17 protein-coding genes are annotated in these 18,955 nt (G+C 71.7%); 15 read left to right on the top strand and 2 right to left on the bottom strand.

What is annotated here, in order from left to right:
* Positions 1 to 98 precede the first annotated feature (98 nt).
* Positions 99 to 1,442 carry a GNAT family N-acetyltransferase gene (locus FHX53_RS04220; protein ID WP_182490052.1) on the top strand — a complete coding sequence of 448 codons (1,344 nt, stop codon included), beginning with the start codon at positions 99 to 101 and terminating at the stop codon, positions 1,440 to 1,442.
* A 3-nt stretch (positions 1,443 to 1,445) separates the two neighbouring features.
* Here the strand turns inward: FHX53_RS04220 and FHX53_RS04215 are convergent, their stop codons facing one another.
* Positions 1,446 to 2,564: a LysM peptidoglycan-binding domain-containing protein gene (locus FHX53_RS04215; RefSeq protein ID WP_182490147.1), complete on the bottom strand. Its 1,119-nt coding sequence runs from the start codon at positions 2,562 to 2,564 to the stop codon at positions 1,446 to 1,448.
* A gap of 380 nt (positions 2,565 to 2,944) precedes the next feature.
* On the opposite strand from FHX53_RS04215, the gene FHX53_RS04210 reads away from it, so the two are divergent.
* Entirely contained in the window at positions 2,945 to 3,283 is a 339-nt protein-coding gene (locus FHX53_RS04210) for an Rv2175c family DNA-binding protein (RefSeq protein WP_343050801.1), read from the top strand.
* Positions 3,284 to 3,335: 52 nt separating this feature from the next.
* Here FHX53_RS04210 and FHX53_RS04205 read toward each other — a convergent pair whose 3' ends face one another.
* On the bottom strand, positions 3,336 to 4,457 hold the full coding sequence (locus tag FHX53_RS04205) for a polyprenyl synthetase family protein (protein WP_182490051.1): 1,122 nt from the start codon (positions 4,455 to 4,457) through the stop codon (positions 3,336 to 3,338).
* An 86-nt stretch (positions 4,458 to 4,543) separates the two neighbouring features.
* On the opposite strand from FHX53_RS04205, the gene FHX53_RS04200 reads away from it, so the two are divergent.
* From FHX53_RS04200 to FHX53_RS04140, 13 genes are all read left to right on the top strand, one after another.
* Positions 4,544 to 4,930: a DUF3040 domain-containing protein gene (locus tag FHX53_RS04200; protein WP_182490050.1), complete on the top strand. Its 387-nt coding sequence runs from the start codon at positions 4,544 to 4,546 to the stop codon at positions 4,928 to 4,930.
* 385 nt (positions 4,931 to 5,315) lie between these two features.
* Positions 5,316 to 5,747, top strand: a complete 432-nt coding sequence (gene mraZ / locus FHX53_RS04195; protein WP_182490049.1) for a division/cell wall cluster transcriptional repressor MraZ — start codon at positions 5,316 to 5,318, stop codon at positions 5,745 to 5,747.
* Between the two features lie 102 nt (positions 5,748 to 5,849).
* Entirely contained in the window at positions 5,850 to 6,800 is a 951-nt protein-coding gene (gene rsmH, locus FHX53_RS04190; protein ID WP_182490048.1) for a 16S rRNA (cytosine(1402)-N(4))-methyltransferase RsmH, read from the top strand.
* Positions 6,797 to 7,444: a cell division protein FtsL gene (gene ftsL, locus FHX53_RS04185; RefSeq protein ID WP_182490047.1), complete on the top strand. Its 648-nt coding sequence runs from the start codon at positions 6,797 to 6,799 to the stop codon at positions 7,442 to 7,444. Before rsmH ends, ftsL begins: the two co-directional genes overlap by 4 nt.
* A gap of 29 nt (positions 7,445 to 7,473) precedes the next feature.
* A complete protein-coding gene (locus FHX53_RS04180) occupies positions 7,474 to 9,246 on the top strand; it encodes a penicillin-binding transpeptidase domain-containing protein (RefSeq protein WP_182490046.1) in 1,773 nt (590 codons plus the stop codon).
* A gap of 23 nt (positions 9,247 to 9,269) precedes the next feature.
* Entirely contained in the window at positions 9,270 to 10,817 is a 1,548-nt protein-coding gene (locus tag FHX53_RS04175) for a Mur ligase family protein (protein ID WP_182490145.1), read from the top strand.
* A complete protein-coding gene (locus FHX53_RS04170) occupies positions 10,814 to 11,464 on the top strand; it encodes a glutamate ligase domain-containing protein (RefSeq protein ID WP_182490045.1) in 651 nt (216 codons plus the stop codon). The genes FHX53_RS04175 and FHX53_RS04170 overlap by 4 nt, the downstream gene beginning before the upstream one ends.
* A complete protein-coding gene (gene mraY / locus FHX53_RS04165) occupies positions 11,461 to 12,558 on the top strand; it encodes a phospho-N-acetylmuramoyl-pentapeptide-transferase (protein ID WP_182490044.1) in 1,098 nt (365 codons plus the stop codon). The genes FHX53_RS04170 and mraY overlap by 4 nt, the downstream gene beginning before the upstream one ends.
* Positions 12,543 to 14,045: a UDP-N-acetylmuramoyl-L-alanine--D-glutamate ligase gene (gene murD, locus FHX53_RS04160; RefSeq protein ID WP_182490043.1), complete on the top strand. Its 1,503-nt coding sequence runs from the start codon at positions 12,543 to 12,545 to the stop codon at positions 14,043 to 14,045. Before mraY ends, murD begins: the two co-directional genes overlap by 16 nt.
* A 37-nt stretch (positions 14,046 to 14,082) precedes the next feature.
* Complete coding sequence (gene ftsW, locus FHX53_RS04155; protein WP_343050798.1) at positions 14,083 to 15,288, top strand: putative lipid II flippase FtsW; 1,206 nt, start codon at positions 14,083 to 14,085, stop codon at positions 15,286 to 15,288.
* Entirely contained in the window at positions 15,285 to 16,367 is a 1,083-nt protein-coding gene (locus tag FHX53_RS04150) for a glycosyltransferase (RefSeq protein WP_182490041.1), read from the top strand. Before ftsW ends, FHX53_RS04150 begins: the two co-directional genes overlap by 4 nt.
* Positions 16,368 to 16,380: 13 nt before the next feature.
* A complete protein-coding gene (gene murC, locus FHX53_RS04145) occupies positions 16,381 to 17,838 on the top strand; it encodes a UDP-N-acetylmuramate--L-alanine ligase (protein WP_182490040.1) in 1,458 nt (485 codons plus the stop codon).
* A gap of 206 nt (positions 17,839 to 18,044) precedes the next feature.
* Positions 18,045 to 18,917 carry an FtsQ-type POTRA domain-containing protein gene (locus tag FHX53_RS04140; protein ID WP_182490039.1) on the top strand — a complete coding sequence of 291 codons (873 nt, stop codon included), beginning with the start codon at positions 18,045 to 18,047 and terminating at the stop codon, positions 18,915 to 18,917.
* Positions 18,918 to 18,955 lie beyond the last annotated feature (38 nt).

Here is an 18,955-nt window from a genome sequence, read left to right as displayed (position 1 = left end):
CCGCCCCAGTCTAGATCCGCGCCCCAGTCGCGAGCCCGCGCCACACGGGACGTGCCGGGTCGGCGATGGCCCGCTCGGTCGTCGTTAGCATGGGGCGCATGCGCGACGCGGACCGCCCAAGCGGAAGCCCTGACCAGACAGCCGACGGCTCCTCCCTCCCGGCGCTGCGGTTCGGCGACGTCGACCCGACGGACTCGGAGGCGCTCACGCGGTGGCTCCGTGCACGAGTGCGCGGATTCCACGAGGCCGAGATCGAGACGGATGCCGATCTGGAGCGCTTCGCATCCTCGCGCGATCGCACTCTCCGCGCCGTCTTCGACGACAGCGAGGAACACTCAGAGATCCCCGTCGGAACCCTGAGCGCGTGGGAGACCGCCGTGCGCCTCCCCGGTGCTCTCGGCAGTGCCTCCCGTCCTGTCGCGGCTCGTGCGATCAGCGCCGTGTCGGTCGCACCCACGCACCGCCGTCGCGGCATCGCCCGCTCCCTCATCACGCGCGAGCTGCGGGATGCCCGCGATCAGGGGCTGTACCTGGCCGTTCTGACCGCGACCGAGTCGGCGATCTACGGCCGCTTCGGCTTCGGACCGGCGACGCGAGGCGCCGACTACGCCCTCGACACACGTCGCGCCCGCTGGATGGCCGGTGCCCCTGCTGGCCGTGTTCGTCTCGTGCCGCGCGAGGAGCTCCGCAGCGTCGCGCCCGAGATCGACGCGGAGGCTCACGCGCAGGTCGCGGGTGAGATCCTCCGCTGGCCGAACTTCTACGACCGGATGCTCGGCCTCACGCCCGATCGACGCGGCGCGGCGGCGAGCCTGCGCGCCGTCCGCTACGACGACGAGTCGGGCAGGCCGCGCGGGTACGCCCTGTACCGGGTGGGCGCGAGCGCGACGGACCCGCGGGAGAAGGACGCCTCGGTCATCGAGCTCGTCGCGGCGACGCCCGACGCGTATGCGGCCCTCTGGCGCTTCCTCGCCGACCTCGACCTGGTCGCCCGCGTGCAGGTGCGCCTGCGCGACGTGGACGAGCCGATCGCCTGGATGGTGGAGGATCCTGCCGCGGTGACGAAGTCGAACGAGCGCGAGCTGCTCTGGGCGCGCGTGCTCGACGTTCCTGAGGCGCTGACGGCCAGGGGCTGGGCGGCGGCCGATGCGCTCACGCTGCACGTGCACGACCCGCTGGGTATTGCCGAGGGATCGTTCCGACTGTCCACGGACGCAGAGGGCCGCGCGGAGGTCGCACGTCTCGACCGTCCCGGCGGCGAGGCCGCCGATGCAGGTCTCCGACTGGGGATCGCGGAGCTCGGGGCGCTGCTCCTCGGGGGCGCGCGCGCCGAGACGCTCGCTCGCGCGCGCCGAGTCCTTTTCGACCACCGCGAGGCGCCGGCTCGGCTCGACCGCATGATCGGCGGTGAGCGACCGCCGCGGCTCAGCTCGGTGTTCTGAACCCTACGTCAGCTCGTAGAGCCAGGCCCACGCGGAGGCCTCCCACTTGGCGTAATGGTCGGGGTAGGCCGAGATCTGGACGGCCTGGGCCGCTTGCGTGACGGTCATCGACTGCCAGCCTCGGATATCCAGCAGGCCTCGCGTGTAGCCCTCGTTGCCGACGTAGAAGAGGCGTGCGGCGTGGGCAGGATTCTGCAGCTGCTCCGGCGTGCCCCAGCCCTGGCTCGGGCGCTGCTGGAACAGGCCGACCGAGTCGCGATCGCCCCACGAGAGGTTGCGCATCGACGACTCCTGCATCGCGGTCGCGAGGGCGGTCACGATGCCGTAGTCCGGAACGCCGAGCGAGCGGCCGACCTGGATGATGGTCGCGGCGTGCGCGCGCCCGTCCGCGCTGAGGGGCTGGATGCTCCCGCTCACGGGCGGGCTCGGCGCTGCTGCGCTCGGGGCCGGCTGCGCCGGAGCGGCAGCGGGAGCCGCGGGTGCCGGTCCGCCCGGCAGTACGGGCCGCTCCGCGATCGGCATCGCCGCGACCGCGGAGACGGTCTCCGTCGCGGGAGCGCCGACGGGAGCGGGGGTGCTCGATGTGCCGGGGATGAGCAGCGTCTGCCCGGGGTAGATGATGCTGGACCAGCCGAGGCCGTTGACGTCGAGGATCGACTTCGTCGACACGCCGAAGCGCGCCGCGATCGCGGAGACCGTGTCGCCGCTGCGGACCTGATACGCGCCGCCGGGGGAGACGGGAGCCGAGGCCGTGGCCCCCTTCGTGGGAGCGCTTGTGAGCTTGAGCACCTGGCCGGGGAAGATCACCGACTTCCAGCTGAGGCCGTTGAGCGCGAGGACTCCCGCGGTCGACAGGCCGAAGCGCGCGGCGATCGCAGAGACGGTGTCGCCGGCCTCGACCGTGTAGAGCGCGGGCGCGGCGCTCGTCGTGAGCGCGACGGTGCTCATGGCGCCCGGGGTGATGGCGGCGCCCACGTGGGCGAGGGCGGCGCGCAGGGTGGAAGGGCCCGTGGACTGCTGGGGCTTGGGGCTGAGCGGTTTGCGCGGTGCGGCGTGGACCGGTTCCGTCGCACTCGTGAGCCCGAGCCCGAGTGTCAGGGCGCCGGTGAGGACGAGGGGCATCGTCGAGAGCGCGGCGCTGCGGGCCCGCGCCGCCGCTCGCGTGAGGGCAGGGTCGGCGGCGGGCGCTGCGGGTGCGGGGCGGGACGGCGTGCGCGGAGCGAGCCCGCCGAAGACGGCGCGCGCGCGCGCCCTGGCCTCGTCCTGATCGCGGTGGATCGACTCGTCGTCGGCCATCGACACCGCCTCGGTGCGGTCGAGCTCGATCATCAAACGTCCCCTCGTGATGCGCGGTGCGGCCCAGTGCGGTCGCGTGCGGATCCCCGTCCGCTGTTACACATTAACACCGGTGTGAACCAAAGTGGCGGATGTTGCTTCAATTAACACGCTCGAAACATTAGACGGAACGAACGCTCGTGTCGGGTTCATGGCACGCTGGAGGGGTGACCGCTGACTCCAGCCGCTGGCTGACCGTCCCCGACCTCGTCGAGCTCCTGGGCGTCTCGCCCGGCCGCATTCATCGGCTCCTGGAGGATCATTCCCTCCTGGGCGTGCGCCGAGACAAGGTCCTGGTGGTGCCGGAGGAGTTCCTGCGGGATGGCGAGCCCCTCCACGAGCTGCGTGGCACGCTCATCCTTCTCGCCGACAACGGATTCAGCGACGACGAGGCCATGGAGTGGATGCTCTCGGTCGACGACATGCTCGGCACATCGCCGATCGACGCCCTGCGCCAGGGGCGCAAGGCCGAGGTCAGGCGCGTCGCGCAGGCGATGGCGTTCTGACGCCCTGACAAGGCGCTGACGCGGCGCCGACTCGACCCGGCGCCGAGCCCGCTCAGTGCGCGCGTCGCGTGACCAGATCGGCGAGACCGATGAGCTCGGAGCGCGCCGCCCGGCTGAGCGGGGCATCCTCGATCGCGGTCGTCGCCTCGCGCACGGACCGGGCGATCATCGTCTCGACGGTCTCGACGGCGCCGCTGTCGCGGATCGTCGCCTGGAGCGTCGCGATCTGGTGCTCCGAGAGGCCCGGATCGCCGAGGAGCTCGTCGATGAGGCGAACCGCCGACGCGGGGAGGGCCCGGCGAGCGAGCGCGATGAGCACCGTGCGCTTCCCCTCCCGGAGGTCGTCGCCGGCCGGCTTGCCCGTCACTCCCGGGTCGCCGAAGACGCCGAGCAGATCGTCGCGCAGCTGGAAGGCGACGCCGAGCGGGAGACCGAACGCCCGGAGCGCGTCGACCTGGTCAGGCGTTCCGCCCGCCATCAGGCCGCCCAGTGCGAGCGGCGCCTCGATCGAGTACTTGGCCGACTTGTAGGTGACGACCCGGTGGGCCCGGGGGAGGAGATCCTCCTCCGGCGCGTCGCGCCAGGCGACCTCCTCGAGGATGTCGAGGTACTGGCCCATCGTCACTTCGGTGCGCATGACGTGGAACTCTCGGCGGGCCCGTCGGGCTGCCGAGCGATCGGCGACGATCGAGAGGCCCTCGGCGAGGAGCTCGTCGCTCCAGCCGAGGAGGAGGTCGCCGAGCATGAGCGCGGACGACGTGCCGTAGGAGGCGGCGGAGCCGACCCACTCGCGGTGTGCATGATCGGCCTGGAAGCGCCGGTGCATCGACGGCATGCCCCGGCGGGTGTCGGAGTTGTCCATGATGTCGTCGTGGACGAGCGCCGCGGCGTGGAAGATCTCGAGCGCCGCCGCGAGCGCGATGACGGCATCCAGCTCGGCGTGGTCGTCCATCTCGGCGAGCGGGTCGTCGGGTCGCACGGTGCCGGCGACGGCGTGCCAGCCCCAGTAGGCGAACAGCGCGCGGAAGCGCTTGCCGCCGCGGAGGAGGTCGCGGGACGCGTCGATGAACACGTCGAGCTCGTCGGCGATCGTCGCGAGGTGGGTCGATCGATCGACCAGGAAGGCGTCGAGCCGGGCGTTGACCAGGTCGACTAACCGCAATCTCTCAGGCACTCGCCTAGCCTATCCAGCGGCGCGAGCCTAGAATGGGGAGACGGTGGGAGCCGCCCAACCCGTCATACGCACCAAGGGGTCCACACATGCCGCTGTCGGAGCAGGAGCAGCGCCTCCTCGAAGAGATGGAGCGCAGTCTCTATCAGAACGACGCCGACTTCGTGGCGACCGTCTCGGGTCGCCGCGGTCGACCGAACTACACCCAGATCGTCCTGGGCTCTCTTCTCGCGATCGCGGGCGTCGCCACGCTCGTCGCCGGCGTGATCGTGCAGCTCCCCATCGTCGGCGTCGTGGGGTTCGCCCTGATGCTCGGCGGCGTGCTGCTCGTCCTCTCGCCCGGCAGGGCCTCGGCCGACGAGCCACGACCCGGGTCGACCTCTCGACCCGCCGCCGCGTCGAAGCCGCGATCCTCGTTCATGGACACCATCAACGAGCGCTGGGAGCGCCGGCAGGACGGCGATCAGGGCCGCTAGCCCGCCGTTCGCACACTCCTCCAGGGGCCGATCGAGAGATCGGCCCCTTTTTCGTGCGCCCGCACCCCGGTCGCTCCACTGCCCTCCCTGCCCTCCACCGTCCTCCACGTACATTCATCCGTCGCACCCGCGTGGTCGATGATCCGCATGAATCCGGGACTTCCGGAGGGCTCGCCGCCGTCCGGGCGCGGCCGGGCCGTCGTCAACGTCTCACCTCCTGTCGATGGCCCTCCACCGCGCTCCCCGCCTGCCTCCGGCCAGATTCCGGGAACGATGCGCCCCCGATTCGGGCTACAGTGGCGCAGGTTGATGGCTTAGTGGAGCAATGTGGAGTAAAGTGGAGCTCACCTAGAACTTCCGGCCGGAGAAGAAGGGGGAGCGGACGATGTTCCTCGGCACGCACACCCCCAAGCTCGACGAGAAGGGGCGCATCATCCTTCCGGCGAAGTTCCGGGACGAGCTCGCCTCTGGCCTCGTCCTCGCTCGCGGTCAGGAGCGGTGCATCTACGTCTTCAGCGCCACCGGCTTCGCCGAGCAGGTCGAGAAGATCCGCCAGGCGCCGCTCACGAGCAAGCTCGCCCGCGACTACGTGCGCATCTTCCTGTCGGGCGCGAGCGACGAGCGCCCCGACAAGCAGCACCGCGTGACGATCCCTCCCGCGCTCCGCGACTACGCGGGCCTCGATCGCGATCTCACCGTCATCGGCGCGGGCGACCGTGCCGAGATCTGGTCCACCGAGGCCTGGAACGCCTACTACGCCGAGAAGGAAGAGGCGTTCTCGAACACCGAGGAGGAGGTGATCCCGGGCCTCTTCTGATCGCGAGGATCGGACTCCCAGCCGTCATCGCCCTGACATCACTTCCCCGGTGCCAGGTCGACGGATGGGGATCCGGGCCCCGCGCTCGACAACCGGAACGACATGGCAGAGAACCGACACACCCCCGTCCTCCTCGAGCGCACGCTCGAGCTCCTCGGCCCCGCGCTGGAGCGCGAGGGGGCCGTCCTGGTCGACGCGACGCTCGGCCTCGGCGGGCACACCGAGGCCGCGCTCACGCGATTCCCCGCCCTCACCGTCGTCGGCCTCGATCGCGACACGGATGCCCTGGCCGCGTCGATCGCGCGCCTCGCACCGTTCGGCGACCGATTCCGGCCCGTGCACACGGTCTACGACGGCATCGAGCGGGCACTCGCGGCTCTCGGCATCGACGAGGTCGACGCCGTGCTGTTCGACCTCGGCGTCTCGTCGATGCAGCTCGACGAGGCGGAGCGCGGCTTCGCCTACGCGCAGGATGCCCCGCTCGACATGCGCATGGACCGCACGACCGGCATGACCGCGGCCGACGTGCTCGCGACCTACCCGGAGGAGGAGCTGCGCCGCATCTTCTACGCCTACGGCGAGGAGAAGCTGGCTCCGCGCTACGCCCGCCGGATCGTCGAGGCCCGCGCTTCGCGGCCCATCGCGCGCAGCACCGAGCTCAACCAGATCATCTTCGACGCGACCCCGCGCTCCGCTCAGCGCACCGGTCACCCGGCCAAGCGCGTCTACCAGGCCCTCCGCATCGAGGTCAACGCCGAGCTGGCCGCCCTCGAGGCGGCTCTCCCCGCCGCGCTCGAGGCGCTTCGAGTCGGCGGCCGCATCGTCGTGCTCGCGTACCAGTCGCTCGAGGACCGCATCGTGAAGCGCGAGCTCGCCTCCCGCGTCCGCTCGACGGCCCCGGCGGGGCTCCCCATGGAGCTTCCCGAGCACGCCCCGCGGTTCCGCCTGCTCGTCCGCGGCGCCGAGCTCGCGACCGAGCAGGAGCGCGCTGAGAACCCGCGCGCAATCCCCGTCCGCCTCCGCGCGGCCGAGCGACTCGCGGCCGCCGCATGAGCGCCCTCCTCGCCCCCACGACTCCCCGGCGGGCCGCGGCCCCGAGCCCCCGCCGGGCGCCGCGGCCCGTGGAGGTCGTCACCACCCTGGACCAGCGACGGGCTCGCCCGCGCGCCGTGTACGCGGTCGTGTCGACCGCCGGAGCCTTCGCCATCCTGCTCGCCCAGCTCCTGCTCTCGATCGCGCTCTCCGACGGCGCCTACCGGATCGCCGCCCTGCAGTCCATGGCGGTCGAGCTCGACCGCAACGCGCAGGTGCTCACCGAGAGCCTCGACACCCTGCGATCCCCGCAGAACCTCGCGGCGAATGCCGAGACGCTCGGCATGGTCGCCAACGCCAGCCCCGCCTATCTGCGGCTGGCCGACGCGACGGTGCTCGGCGCACCGGTCGCGGCGGGCGCCGGAGCCGGTGTGCTCGACGGGCGCGACAGCATGATCGGCAATGTGCTGCTTGCCGATGTGCCGCTGGTGACTCCGGCGTCGACAGGGGAGGTCGCGGGCGTTTCACCCGGGCCGTCGACGCCGGGGTCGGTAGCCTCGGGCGGAATCGCGGCGACGGGTCCCACCGCTCCCGCGGCTCCGGCCGCCGGACAGCCGGCGGCACCGGCCGCCCCCACGACGATCCCGTCGCCCGTGACCAACTGATCCAGCGCTCGAAGGGGGAGGCAGACACCGTGATCGCCGTTCGCCGTACCCGCCGCAGGCTGGCTCTCACCGTCGTCATCGTGGCGGCCGTGCTTCTCGCGTTCCTCGTCAGGCTCATCGACATCCAGGTCGTGCGGGCCGGCGAGCTCGCCGAGCAGTCGGAGGCGCGCAGATCCATCCCGCAGGTGCTCCAGGGCGCGCGCGGCGACATCGTCGACCGGAACGGCGTCGTGCTCGCCGACACCGTCTACCGCTACGACATCACCGTCTCGCCGCGCTTCGTCGCGCCGTCAACGATCCTCGACGAGGAGACCGGGCAGCGGACGACGCGGACGGTGTGGGAGGCGCTCGGCCAGCTGGCAGCGCTGACCGATCAGGATCCGGCCGCGCTGCAGTCCATCATCGACTCCGAGCTCGCGGTCGACCCCGACGACGACTTCGCCTACCTCGTGCGCGGGGTCGAGACCGAGGTGTACCAGGCGGTGCGAGACCTGCGGATCCCCTGGGTGTACTTCGAGCGGCAGCCGGCTCGCGCCTACCCGAACGGCCAGGTCGCGGGCAACCTCGTGGGGTTCCTTGGAACCGACGGCCCGCAGACGGGGCTCGAGCTCGCGGCCGACGAGTGCCTCGCGGCGACCGACGGCACCTCGACGTACGAGCGCGGGGCCGACGGCGTGCGCCTGCCGGGCACGACGGTCGTCGAGCAGGAGCCGGTGAACGGCGGGACGCTGGAGCTCACGATCGACTCCGACGTGCAGTGGTTCGCGCAGCAGGCGATCGCGGAGCAGGGGACAGCGATCGGCGCGGACTGGGCGACGGCGTTCGTCGTGCGGGTCGCGGATGGCGCCGTCATCGCCGCCGCCGACTGGCCCACGGTCGATCCCAACGACGTCAACAGCACCTCCGTCGACAACCTCGGTGCTCGCAGCTTCACCGCTCCCTACGAGCCGGGGTCCACCATCAAGGCACTGACCTTCGCCGCGCTCCTGGATGAGGGGGTGACGACGCCGCTCGAGAGGTTCACGGTTCCCGGCCGCTACGCGACGATCCTGAACTACACGATCGGGGATGCCTGGGCGCACGGCGACCTGCCTCTCACGACCGCGGGCATCCTCATGAACTCCTCGAACGTGGGCACCTCCATGGTGGTCGAGCGCACGAGCGCGGAGCAGCGTGCGGAGATGCTGCAGCGCTTCGGCCTCGACGAGCCCACCGCTGTCGGCTTCCTCGGCGAGGAGGGCGGCGACATCCAGGACCCGGCCTCGATCGACGGTCACAGCGCCTTCACGCAGATGTTCGGGCAAGGCATGACGGCGACGAGCGCACAGGTCGCGAGCGCCTACCAGGCGATCGCGAACGGGGGAGTCCACATGCCTCTCACCCTCGTCGCCGGGTGCCGTCTGCCGGATGGCACGGTGGGCATGCAGCCCAGCGGCGAGGGCGAGCGTATCCTCTCGGAGGAGGCCGCGCACACGACCGTGTCGATCCTCGAGTCGGTCGTCACCGACGGGTTCCTCTCGTCGCAGCTGACGATCCCCGGCTACCGCGTCGCCGCGAAGACGGGAACCGCGGAGGTCGCGGAGAATGGACGCTACGGCGGCCAGCGCATCGTGTCGCTCGCCGGGATGGCCCCCGCTGACGATCCGCAGTTCGTGGTCGTCGTCACGCTCGCGCGTCCCGATACGATGAGGACGTCGGCTGCTGCGGCGCCCACCTTCCGGTCGATCATGACGCAAGTGCTGAAGACCTTCCGGGTGCCGCCCTCGACGCAACCCGCCCCCAGCCTGCCCCTGACGTGGTAGGCCCCGTTCAGAAAGAGGTCGTGGTGTCCGGTCGCGCTCCTGCAGTCCTGCGGCCCGAGCATCCCGTTCCTCGTCCGCTGGCCGAGCTCCTCGCGGTCTTCCCGATCTCCGTCGTCCGGGGCGATCCGGCCGATGTGAACGTGTCGGGCGTCACTCTCTCCACGGACGATGTGCGGGCAGGCGACCTCTACGTCGGAGTGCCGGGACGCCACCGCCACGGCGCCGAGTTCGCGGCCGCGGCGATCGGCTCCGGCGCCGCCGCAGTGCTGACGGATGCCGCCGGGGCGGACCTCGCGGGCGAGGTCGACGTCCCCCTCCTCCTCGTCGAGGATCCTCGGGCCGCGCTCGGAGAGGTCTCGGCCTGGGTCCACCGCAGCGACGAGCAGCCTCCGCTCCTGATCGGCGTCACGGGCACCAACGGAAAGACGTCGACCGCGTACCTGCTCGATGCGGTCCTCCGACAGCTCGGGCTCGTGTGCGGCCTGTCGACCACGGCCGAGCGCCGGCTCGGCGAGCTCACCGTCTCCAGCAGCCTCACCACGCCGGAGGCGAGCGAGACGCACGCGCTCCTCGCTCGGGCGCGCGAGCTCGGCGTGCAGGCCATGACGATCGAGGTGAGTGCTCAGGCGCTCACGCGCCACCGGGTCGACGGCATCGTCTTCGACGTCGCCGGTTTCACCAATCTCAGCCACGACCACCTCGACGATTACGCAGACATGGAGGAGTACTTCCAGGCGAAGGCCGCTCTCTTCTCGCCGACGCGCGCGCGCCGCGGGGTCGTCTGCACCGACACCTCGTGGGGCGAGCGGCTGGCCGCCGAGAGCGAGATCCCGGTCACGACGATCGGCTCGCTCGATGGCGCCGCCGACTGGCGCGTGGAGATCCTGGAGGAGACGCAGGCGAGCACGACCTTCGCCGTGACCGGCCCGAACGGCATCGAGCTCCGGACGGGCATCCCGGTCATCGGACGGCACATGGCGATGAACGCGGGCCTTGCGATCGCCATGATCGTCGAGGCGGGAGTCGAGGTCGAGCGGCTCGCGCACTCGCTTCACGAGCGGTCGATCGACGCGTATCTGCCCGGACGCCTCGAGCGCGTCTCCGGCGATGAGGGGCCGAGCGTCTTCGTCGACTTCGCGCACAGTCCCGATGCCTTCGTCTCGACTCTCGCCGCTCTGCGACGAGTCACTCCGGGCCGGATCATCATGATGTTCGGCGCGGACGGCGACCGCGATACGACGAAGCGCGCGGACATGGGGCGCGTCGCAGCCGAGGGCTCGGACCTCCTCATCATCACCGACTTCGACTCCCGCACCGAGGATCCTGCGGCCATCCGCCGCGCCCTTCTCGATGGCGCTCGAACGGCGGTCGACGGGGCGGAGATCATCGAGGTCGCCTCGCCTGAGGAGGCGATCCGCCTCGCCGTTCGCCGCGCCGCTTTCGGCGACTCGATCCTGTGGGCGGGCCCGGGGCATCAGGACTACCGCGAGGTCGGCGGAGTGAAGCACCCGCACTCGGCCCGCGACGAGGCGCGCGCCGCGCTGCGCGATGCAGGGTGGCCTGCCCGATGACGACCTCTCTCCAGATCGACGACGTCACGCACGCGCTCGACGGGGCGCGGGTGCAGCTCCGTCTCGGCGACGAGCGGGCGGTCGTGCGGATCGATGCGATCGGCGATGCCGCCGTGGACGCGGCGCTCGCCCGCGTGCGCGCCGCGCTCGCGTCGGGCGCGTCGCTGTCCGACGCCGTGCGCGCCGGCGAGCAGCAGCCGGAGATCCACGGCCGCTGCCGTCGCGTCATCACCCCCGGGGGAGTCACGATCATCGACGACACCGCCGCGACCACGGCGACCGAGGTGCGCCGCTCGCTCAAGGTGCTGGCCGACGCGACGCGGGGTGTGACGCGCTCGTTCGCGGTGCTCGGCGAGCTCGTGAGTGAACCGGTTGACCGGTTCGAGGATCACGATCAGCTCGGCAGGCTCGTCGTGCGCCTCGACATCGGTCAGCTGATCGTCGTGGGGCACGGCGCGCGCCACATCAGCACCGCGGCCGGCCTCGAGGGCTCGTGGGACGGGGAGTCGCTCCTCGTCGACGACCTCGACGCGGCCTACGATGAACTCCGAGCCGGACTCGAGCCTGGCGATGCGGTGCTCGTGAGCGCCGCAGGAATCATTCCGCTCGACCGCCTGATAACCCGCCTGACGGAGGAGACCGCATGAGAGCCCTGCTCCTGTCCGGCGCGTTCTCCCTGGCATTCACGCTCCTGCTCACTCCGCTGTTCATCCGGCTGTTCCGTCGCCTCGAGTGGGGGCAGTTCATCCGGGACGACGGTCCGCAGACGCATCACACCAAGCGCGGCACGCCCACGATGGGCGGGATCATCGTCATCCTCGGCTCAGTGCTCGGCTACTTCTTCGGGCATCTCGTCGACCAGACGGCGCCCACGCAGAGCGCGATGCTCGTGCTGCTCCTCATGGTCGGCCTCGGACTCGTCGGCTTCATCGACGACTTCATGAAGGTGCGCAACCAGCGCAGCCTCGGGCTGACCGGCTGGGCGAAGGTCGTCGGCCAGGTGATCGTCGCCTCCGTGTTCGCGATCCTCGCGATCTCTTACCCCAACGCCCAGGGCGAGACGGCCGCGTCGACGATGATCTCGGGCGTCCGCGACATCGAGGCGCTCGACTTCGCGGCGCTCGGCGCCGTCGGCATCGTCCTGTTCGTCATCTGGATCAACGTCATCGTCGTGAGCACCTCCAACGCAGTGAACGTCGCCGACGGTCTCGACGGCCTCGCGACGGGCTCCGCGATCCTCGCCGTGGCGTCGTACATCATCATCGCGTTCTGGCAGTTCAACCAGAACTGCTACAACCCCAACCTCGACCCCGAGCTCGAGTACAAGTGCTACGAGGTGCGCGCCGACTCGCTCGACGTGGCGATCGTCTCGGCCGCCATCGCCGCCGCTCTCATCGGCTTCCTGTGGTGGAACACATCGCCCGCGCAGGTGTTCATGGGCGACACGGGCTCGCTCGCCATTGGCGGGGCCATCGCAGGACTCGCGATCGTCACGCGAACCGAGCTCCTTCTCGTCCTCATCGGCGGCCTCTTCCTCATCGTCACTGGCTCGGTCATCGTGCAGCGCGTCTATTTCAAGCTCACCAGGGGCAAGCGCATCTTCCTGATGAGCCCTCTCCACCACCACTTCGAGCTCAAGGGCTGGGCCGAGGTCACGGTCGTCGTGCGCTTCTGGCTCATCGCCGGTCTCTTCGTCGCGGTCGGAGTCGGGCTGTTCTACCTCGAATGGGTGAGCCAGTAATCGTGGATCGCCTCGATGAGCTGAACAGCTGGAACGCCGACTGGTCGGGGCTCCGCGTCGTCGTGCTCGGCCTCGGCGTGACGGGGTTCGCCGCCGCCGACACCCTGGCCGAGCTCGGAGCGGATGTCACGGTCGTCGCTCGCAACCCCGATGCGGAGCCCGCGCGCATCCTGCCGGTCATCGGCGTCGAGCTGATCGAGATCGACGGGCGGGACGAGGATGCCCTGCCGCAGCTCGCCGCCCTCGAGCCGGAGCTCGTCATCGTGTCGCCGGGGTTCCGGCCGGACAACGCCATACTCCGCTGGGCGGCCGAGCAGGGTATCGCCCTGTGGGGAGACATCGAGCTCGCCTGGCGCGTGCGCGACAAGGTCGCCCCGGCGGCGCAGTGGGTGCTCATCACCGGCACGAACGGCAAGACGACCACGACCCAACTGACGGCGACGATGCTGCAGGAGGCGGGCATCCGCGCCGCTCCCTGCGGCAACATCGGCATCCCCGTCCTCGATGCCGTGCGCGACCCGGCGGGCTTCGACGTCCTCGTCGTCGAGCTGTCGAGCTTCCAGCTGCACCAGCTGCCGAGCGAGGGGCCCGGCGCGCTCAGCCCGATCGCCTCCGCGTGCCTCAACCTCGCGGAGGACCACTACGACTGGCACGGCTCGGCCGAGGCGTATCGCGACGCCAAGGCGAAGGTCTACGCCAACACGCTCCTCGCGTGCGTCTACAACCGCGCCGACCAGGCGACCGTGCGGATGGTCGAGGAGGCGGACGTCGTCGACGGCGCTCGCGCGATCGGCTTCGGCACCGACTCCCCCGGCCCGAGCGACGTCGGCGTCGTCGACGACATCCTCGTCGACCGGGCCTTCCTCGACGACCGCCACCGCTCGGCGCTCGAGCTCGGCACGCTCGCCGATGTGAGGCTCGCAGGCCTCGCGACCCCCCACGGCCTCGCTAACGCCCTCGCCGCCGCCGCGCTCGCGCGCGCCGCAGGTGCTCCGCCGCTCGCCGTCCGCGACGGGCTGCGCGCTTTCCGCGTCGACCACCACCGCACCGAGATCGTCCGCGACGAAGGCGGCATCATGTGGGTCGACGACTCCAAGGCCACCAATCCGCACGCGGCGAACTCGGCGCTCAGCGCCTTCCGCTCGGTTGTCTGGATCGTCGGAGGGCTGCTCAAGGGCGTCGAGATCGACGCGCTCGTCGAGACCCACCGCGAGCGACTGCGCGCCGCGATCGTCATCGGCGTCGATCGCGCCGCCGTCGTCGCGGCGTTCCGGCGACACGCGCCCGGGCTCCCCGTCTTCGAGGTCGACGCCGACGACACTGAGCAGGTGATGCAGGTCGCCGTGCGACTGGCGGCCGCAGCGGCGCACGATGGCGACACCGTGCTCCTCGCGCCCGCCGCGGCATCGATGGACCAGTTCGCCGACTACGCCGATCGCGGCCGTCGGTTCCAGGCCGCGGTGCGCGAGCATCACGGCCCGAGCTGAATCCGACAGAGGCGACGACTGGGGGAAGGGGGATCGCGTGACCGCGACGCGACCACCGCACGGCGCTGCTGCCGAGACCGTGCCGCCCGCCCACGGCGGCGCTGCGATCGTCGCCGTCCGCCGACTGTTCACCGCGCAGAGCGCCGACTGGATGCTCGTGCTCGGCACGACGATCTTCCTCGTTCTGCTCGGCCTCGTCATGGTCCTCTCGAGCTCCTTCGTCCAATCGGGCAAGGGCGACGGCGACTTCTTCGGCATCTTCCTGCGCCAGGGGCTGTTCGCCCTCATGGGCATCCCGCTCATGCTCCTGGTCTCGCAGCTGCCCGCGGTGTTCTGGAGGCGCTGGGCCCGAAACGCCGTTCTGCTCGGGCTCGGTCTGCAGCTTCTCGTGTTCGTCCCGGGCATCGGCTGGGGCTACGGCGGCAACCAGAACTGGATCAACATCGGAGGCGTGAGCGCGCAGCCGAGCGAGTTCCTCAAGCTCGCACTCGTGGTGTGGCTCGCGACGGTGCTCGCCGAGCGCGCCGACCGCTTCAACGATTGGCGCAGCGTCGCGATCCCCGCGCTCCCGGTGTCGGCGGCCGCGATCGGCCTCGTCCTCCTCGGCCAGGACCTGGGGACGGTCACGATCATGGCCTCGATCGTGCTCGCCGCGCTGTTCTTCGCCGGCGCTCCCATGCGTCACCTCCTCGGCCTCGTGGCCCTCGGCGTGGGCGGCGCCGTGATCTTCGCGCTCTCGGGGGCCTCTCGGTCGGATCGCATCAACGCCTGGCTCAACGGGTGCACCCCTGAGCAGCTCGAGGACGTCTGCTGGCAACCCATGCACGGCATGTGGGCTCTCGGCTCGGGCGGCGTCTTCGGCGTCGGGCTCGGCAACTCGGCGCTCAAGTGGTCGTGGCTGCCGCACGCGGAGAGCGACTACATCTTCGCGATCGTCGGCGAGGAGCTCGGGCTCATCGGCGCGATGGTCGTGCTCGCGCTCTTCGCGGTCCTCGCGATCGGCATGGTCCGGCTGATGCGGGCGCACACCGATCCGTTCCGGCGCATCGCCACCGGTGCGGTGCTCGTCTGGATCGTCGGCCAGGCCTTCGTGAACGTCGCCGTCGTCCTCGGCATGCTCCCGGTCCTCGGCGTCCCGCTTCCCCTCATGTCGGCGGGCGGCACCGCCCTCGTCGCGACCCTCATCGCGATCGGCGTGGTCCTCTCGCTCGCTCGCGACGTCCGCCCAGAGCCGCGCCCGTGACGACCGCGCTGCTCGCCGGCGGCGGCACCGCCGGCCACGTGAACCCTCTGCTCGCCCTCGCCGACCACTGGCGCGCGGTCGAGCCCGAGGTGGGCATCCTCGCTCTCGGCACGGCCGGCGGCCTCGAGGAGCGCCTCGTTCCCGCCCGCGGCTACGAGCTGCTGACCATCCCGCGCGCGCCCTTCCCGCGCCGCCCGAACTCCGCCGCCGTGCGCTTCCCTCGCGACTTCCGCGACGCGGTCGACCGTACGCGCGCGATCATCCGCGAGCGGGGGGCGGACGTCGTGGTCGGCTTCGGCGGGTACGCCTCGGCCCCGGCGTACGTCGCCGCTCGCCTCGAGCGCGTGCCGCTCGTCGCCCACGAGGCGAACGCCCGCCCCGGCATCGCCAACCGGCTCGCCGGATGGCTCGGCGGCCGCGTCGGCACGACCTTCCCCGGCACTCCGCTGCGCGGCGCGCGCGTCGTCGGCATGCCCCTGCGCCGCGAGATCCTCGAGCTCGACCGACCGGCGCTGCGCGGCGAGGCCGTCGCCGTGTTCGGCCTCGACGCCGAGAAGCCGACCCTGCTCGTCACGGGCGGCTCGACTGGGGCCAAGAGGCTCAACGAGACGATCGGCGACTCGATCGCCCACCTCCTCGGCTCGGGCTGGAACGTGCTCCACATCACGGGCCGCGATCGCGGCGGCGAAGACCCCGGTCTTCCCGGCTACCGCGTCATGGAGTACTGCGATCGGATGGACCTCGCGTTCGCCGCGGCCGACCTCGTCGTGTGCCGCTCGGGCTCGGCGACCGTGAGCGAGCTCGCCGCCGTCGGTCTGCCGTCGATCCTCGTGCCGTACCCCGTCGGCAACGGCGAGCAGCGCCTCAACGCGCGCGAGCTCGTCGGCGCTGGCGGGGCGCGCCTCGTCGACGACGCCGCCTTCACGCCCGCATTCGTGACCGCCGAGCTCGTCCCGCTTCTGACCGGGCGCGCCGAGATCGCCCGCATGGCGGCAGCCGCGCAGTCGGTCGGCCGACGCGACGGCAGCGCCGCGCTCCTCGCCCTCGTGCGCGAGGCCATGGCCGCAGCGACCCCGTAGGGTGAACGGCGATATGACGATCAAGCCCGACCCCACCCTCGTCCTTCCCGATGACCTCGGCCGTCTCCACTTCGTGGGCATCGGCGGCTCCGGCATGAGCGGCATCGCGCGCCTGTTCCATGAGCGCGGCTTCGCCGTGACGGGGAGCGACCGCTCCGATTCCGCGACCGTCCAGGCGCTCGTCGAGCTGGGCATCCCCGTCTCGATCGGCCACGACGCCGCCCACGTGGGCGACGCCGACACGCTCGTCGTGACCGGGGCGCTCTGGGTCGAGAACCCCGAGTACCAGGAGGCCCTGCGCCGCGGCCTTCCCGTCCTGCACCGCTCGCAGGCCCTCGCCTGGCTCGTGCGCGGCGAGCGACTGCTGGCCGTCGCGGGCGCGCACGGCAAGTCGACCTCGACGGGGATGCTCGTCACGGCCCTGCGCGCCCTCGACCGCGACCCGTCCTTCGTCAACGGCGCGGTCATCCAGGGCGCCGGTACCTCCTCGGCCTGGGGCGAGGGGGATCTCTTCGTGGTCGAGGCTGACGAGTCCGACGGATCGTTCCTCCTCTACGACACGTCCATCGCGCTCGTCACCAACATCGACACCGATCACCTCGACCACTACGGATCGGCGGAGGCCATCGCGGGCGCGTTCGAGCGGTTCGCCGAGGCGGCGACCGAGCTCGTGGTGCTCTCGGCGGACGACGTCGGCACCCGTGCGCTCGGTGACGCGCTCCGATCGCGGGACGGCGCCCCGCGCATCCTGACCTTCGGCGAGGCCGCCGACGCCGACGTCCGGCTCACGGACGTGAGCGAGATCGGGCCGATCGCCTTCACCCTCGTCGCCGATGAGGTCGAGGCCCGCGGTCAGCTCGGCGTTCCTGGTCGGCACAACGCGCTCAATGCCGCCGGCGCGGTCGCGGTGCTCGTCGGCATCGGCTTCCCGCTCGCCGACGCGGTCGCCGCGCTCGACGGCTTCGCGGGAACGCTCCGCCGCTTCGAGTCGCACGGGGAGGCCGCGGGCGTGCGCCTCTACGACGACTACGCGCACCACCCGACCGAGGTCGCCGCCGCCCTGCAGACGGCCCGCTCGGTGGTCGGCGACCATCGCGTGATCGCGATCCATCAGCCGCACCTGTTCAGCCGCACGCAGGAGATGGCGGGTGACTTCGCCGCCGTGTACGAGCGCCTCGCCGACCACACCGTCGTGCTCGATGTGTACGGCGCGCGGGAGGACCCCATCCCGGGTGTCACGGGCGAGCTCGTGAGCGGCGCCTTCCACGACGCGGCGCGTGTGGACTACCGCCCCGACTGGAGCGATGCCGCCGCTCGCGTCGCCGAGATCGCCCGACCGGGCGACATCGTCATGACGCTGTCCTGCGGCGACGTCTACCGCATCCTTCCGAGCGTGCACGACGCGATCGTCGCGGCAGGCGCGCTCGCAAGGGATGCCCCCGCCGACCTCGCCGAGGAGTCCGCCCGGTGAAGCGCCCCGAGGGCTTCGATCGCGGGCGCCAGCCCGGGTCGGGCTCGCCCTCGGGCTCCGGCTCCGCGCGCTCCCGGCCGGCCGGTCGCGCAGGGTCGTCGGGTCCTGCGGCCCCGCCGAGTCCCTCGACCGCACCCGCTGCGCGTTCGACGCGGCCCGCTCGACCGCAGTCCCGTGCCTCGGCTCCTGAGCCGGGCCCGCAGGAGATGCCCGCGGTCGGGCCCGGCGCCGTCCCCGTCCCCCGCGAGGGGCGCCGGCCGCGTCTGCTGCCCGCGCGCGCGATCGACCCGGCCGAGCAGGCGCGCCGTCGCACCGACCATCTCGAGCGCGCGGCCGCGCGCGCCGCACGGCGGGCGGAGCGGGCCGAGGCCAGGCGCTTCACGCGACGGACGCGCCGACGCCGGATGATCACGTGGGGATCGGTCGCGACGCTCACGGCGCTCCTGGCGACGGTCGTCGCCGTCACGCTCTCTCCGCTCATGGCGCTCACGGACATCCGCGTCACCGGCACCGTTCGCCTCGACCCGTCGGCGATCAGCGGCGCTCTGGATCGGCACCGCGACACCCCGCTCGCGCTCCTCGACGAGGGCGGCATCCGCTCGGATCTCGAGGAGTTCGCTCTCATCCGCTCGTACTCGCTCGAGGTCGTCCCGCCTCACTCGCTCGTCGTGCGGGTCGTCGAGCGCGCCCCGATCGGCGCCGTCGAGCGCGGATCGCTGTTCGACCTCGTGGACGCCGCGGGCGTCGTCGTCGAGTCGACTCGCGAACGGCCGACGGGCGTGCCGCTGATCCGTGCTGGGGAGGCGGACCCGGACGAGGCCGCCTTCCGCTCCGTCGCGGAGGTGCTCGACGCGCTGCCGGACGAGCTCGCGACGCGCGTCGACGTCGTCACCGCCTCGACGCGCGACGATGTCGCCTTCACGATCCGCGACCTGGGGCACCGCGTGGTGTGGGGGAGCGCGGAGCGATCGGCGTTCAAGGCGCGCGTGCTCGAGGCGGCGATCGCCGTCAACGATCCGGCCGTGTCGTGGCAGTTCGACGTCTCCGCGCCGGACAGCGTCATCGTCCGGCGTCGCTGAGTCGCCGTCCGCTGCTCCGCGCGCCGGTCTCAACCGCA

This window comes from Microcella alkalica, from assembly GCF_014137945.1.
GTDB lineage: Bacteria > Actinomycetota > Actinomycetes > Actinomycetales > Microbacteriaceae > Microcella > Microcella alkalica.
This window is presented reverse-complemented; position numbering and strand designations above follow the sequence as displayed.

What these genes read in the sequence shown, in the direction of transcription:
- FHX53_RS04220 (WP_182490052.1), top strand. Translation starts at nt 99, where the DNA reads ATGCGCGACGCGGACCGCCCAAGCGGAAGCCCTGACCAGACAGCCGAC.
- FHX53_RS04215 (WP_182490147.1), bottom strand. Translation starts at nt 2,564, where the DNA reads ATGCCCCTCGTCCTCACCGGCGCCCTGACACTCGGGCTCGGGCTCACG.
- FHX53_RS04200 (WP_182490050.1), top strand. Translation starts at nt 4,544, where the DNA reads ATGCCGCTGTCGGAGCAGGAGCAGCGCCTCCTCGAAGAGATGGAGCGC.
- mraZ (WP_182490049.1), top strand. Translation starts at nt 5,316, where the DNA reads ATGTTCCTCGGCACGCACACCCCCAAGCTCGACGAGAAGGGGCGCATC.
- rsmH (WP_182490048.1), top strand. Translation starts at nt 5,850, where the DNA reads ATGGCAGAGAACCGACACACCCCCGTCCTCCTCGAGCGCACGCTCGAG.
- ftsL (WP_182490047.1), top strand. Translation starts at nt 6,797, where the DNA reads ATGAGCGCCCTCCTCGCCCCCACGACTCCCCGGCGGGCCGCGGCCCCG.
- FHX53_RS04170 (WP_182490045.1), top strand. Translation starts at nt 10,814, where the DNA reads ATGACGACCTCTCTCCAGATCGACGACGTCACGCACGCGCTCGACGGG.
- mraY (WP_182490044.1), top strand. Translation starts at nt 11,461, where the DNA reads ATGAGAGCCCTGCTCCTGTCCGGCGCGTTCTCCCTGGCATTCACGCTC.
- murD (WP_182490043.1), top strand. Translation starts at nt 12,543, where the DNA reads ATGGGTGAGCCAGTAATCGTGGATCGCCTCGATGAGCTGAACAGCTGG.
- murC (WP_182490040.1), top strand. Translation starts at nt 16,381, where the DNA reads ATGACGATCAAGCCCGACCCCACCCTCGTCCTTCCCGATGACCTCGGC.
- FHX53_RS04140 (WP_182490039.1), top strand. Translation starts at nt 18,045, where the DNA reads ATGCCCGCGGTCGGGCCCGGCGCCGTCCCCGTCCCCCGCGAGGGGCGC.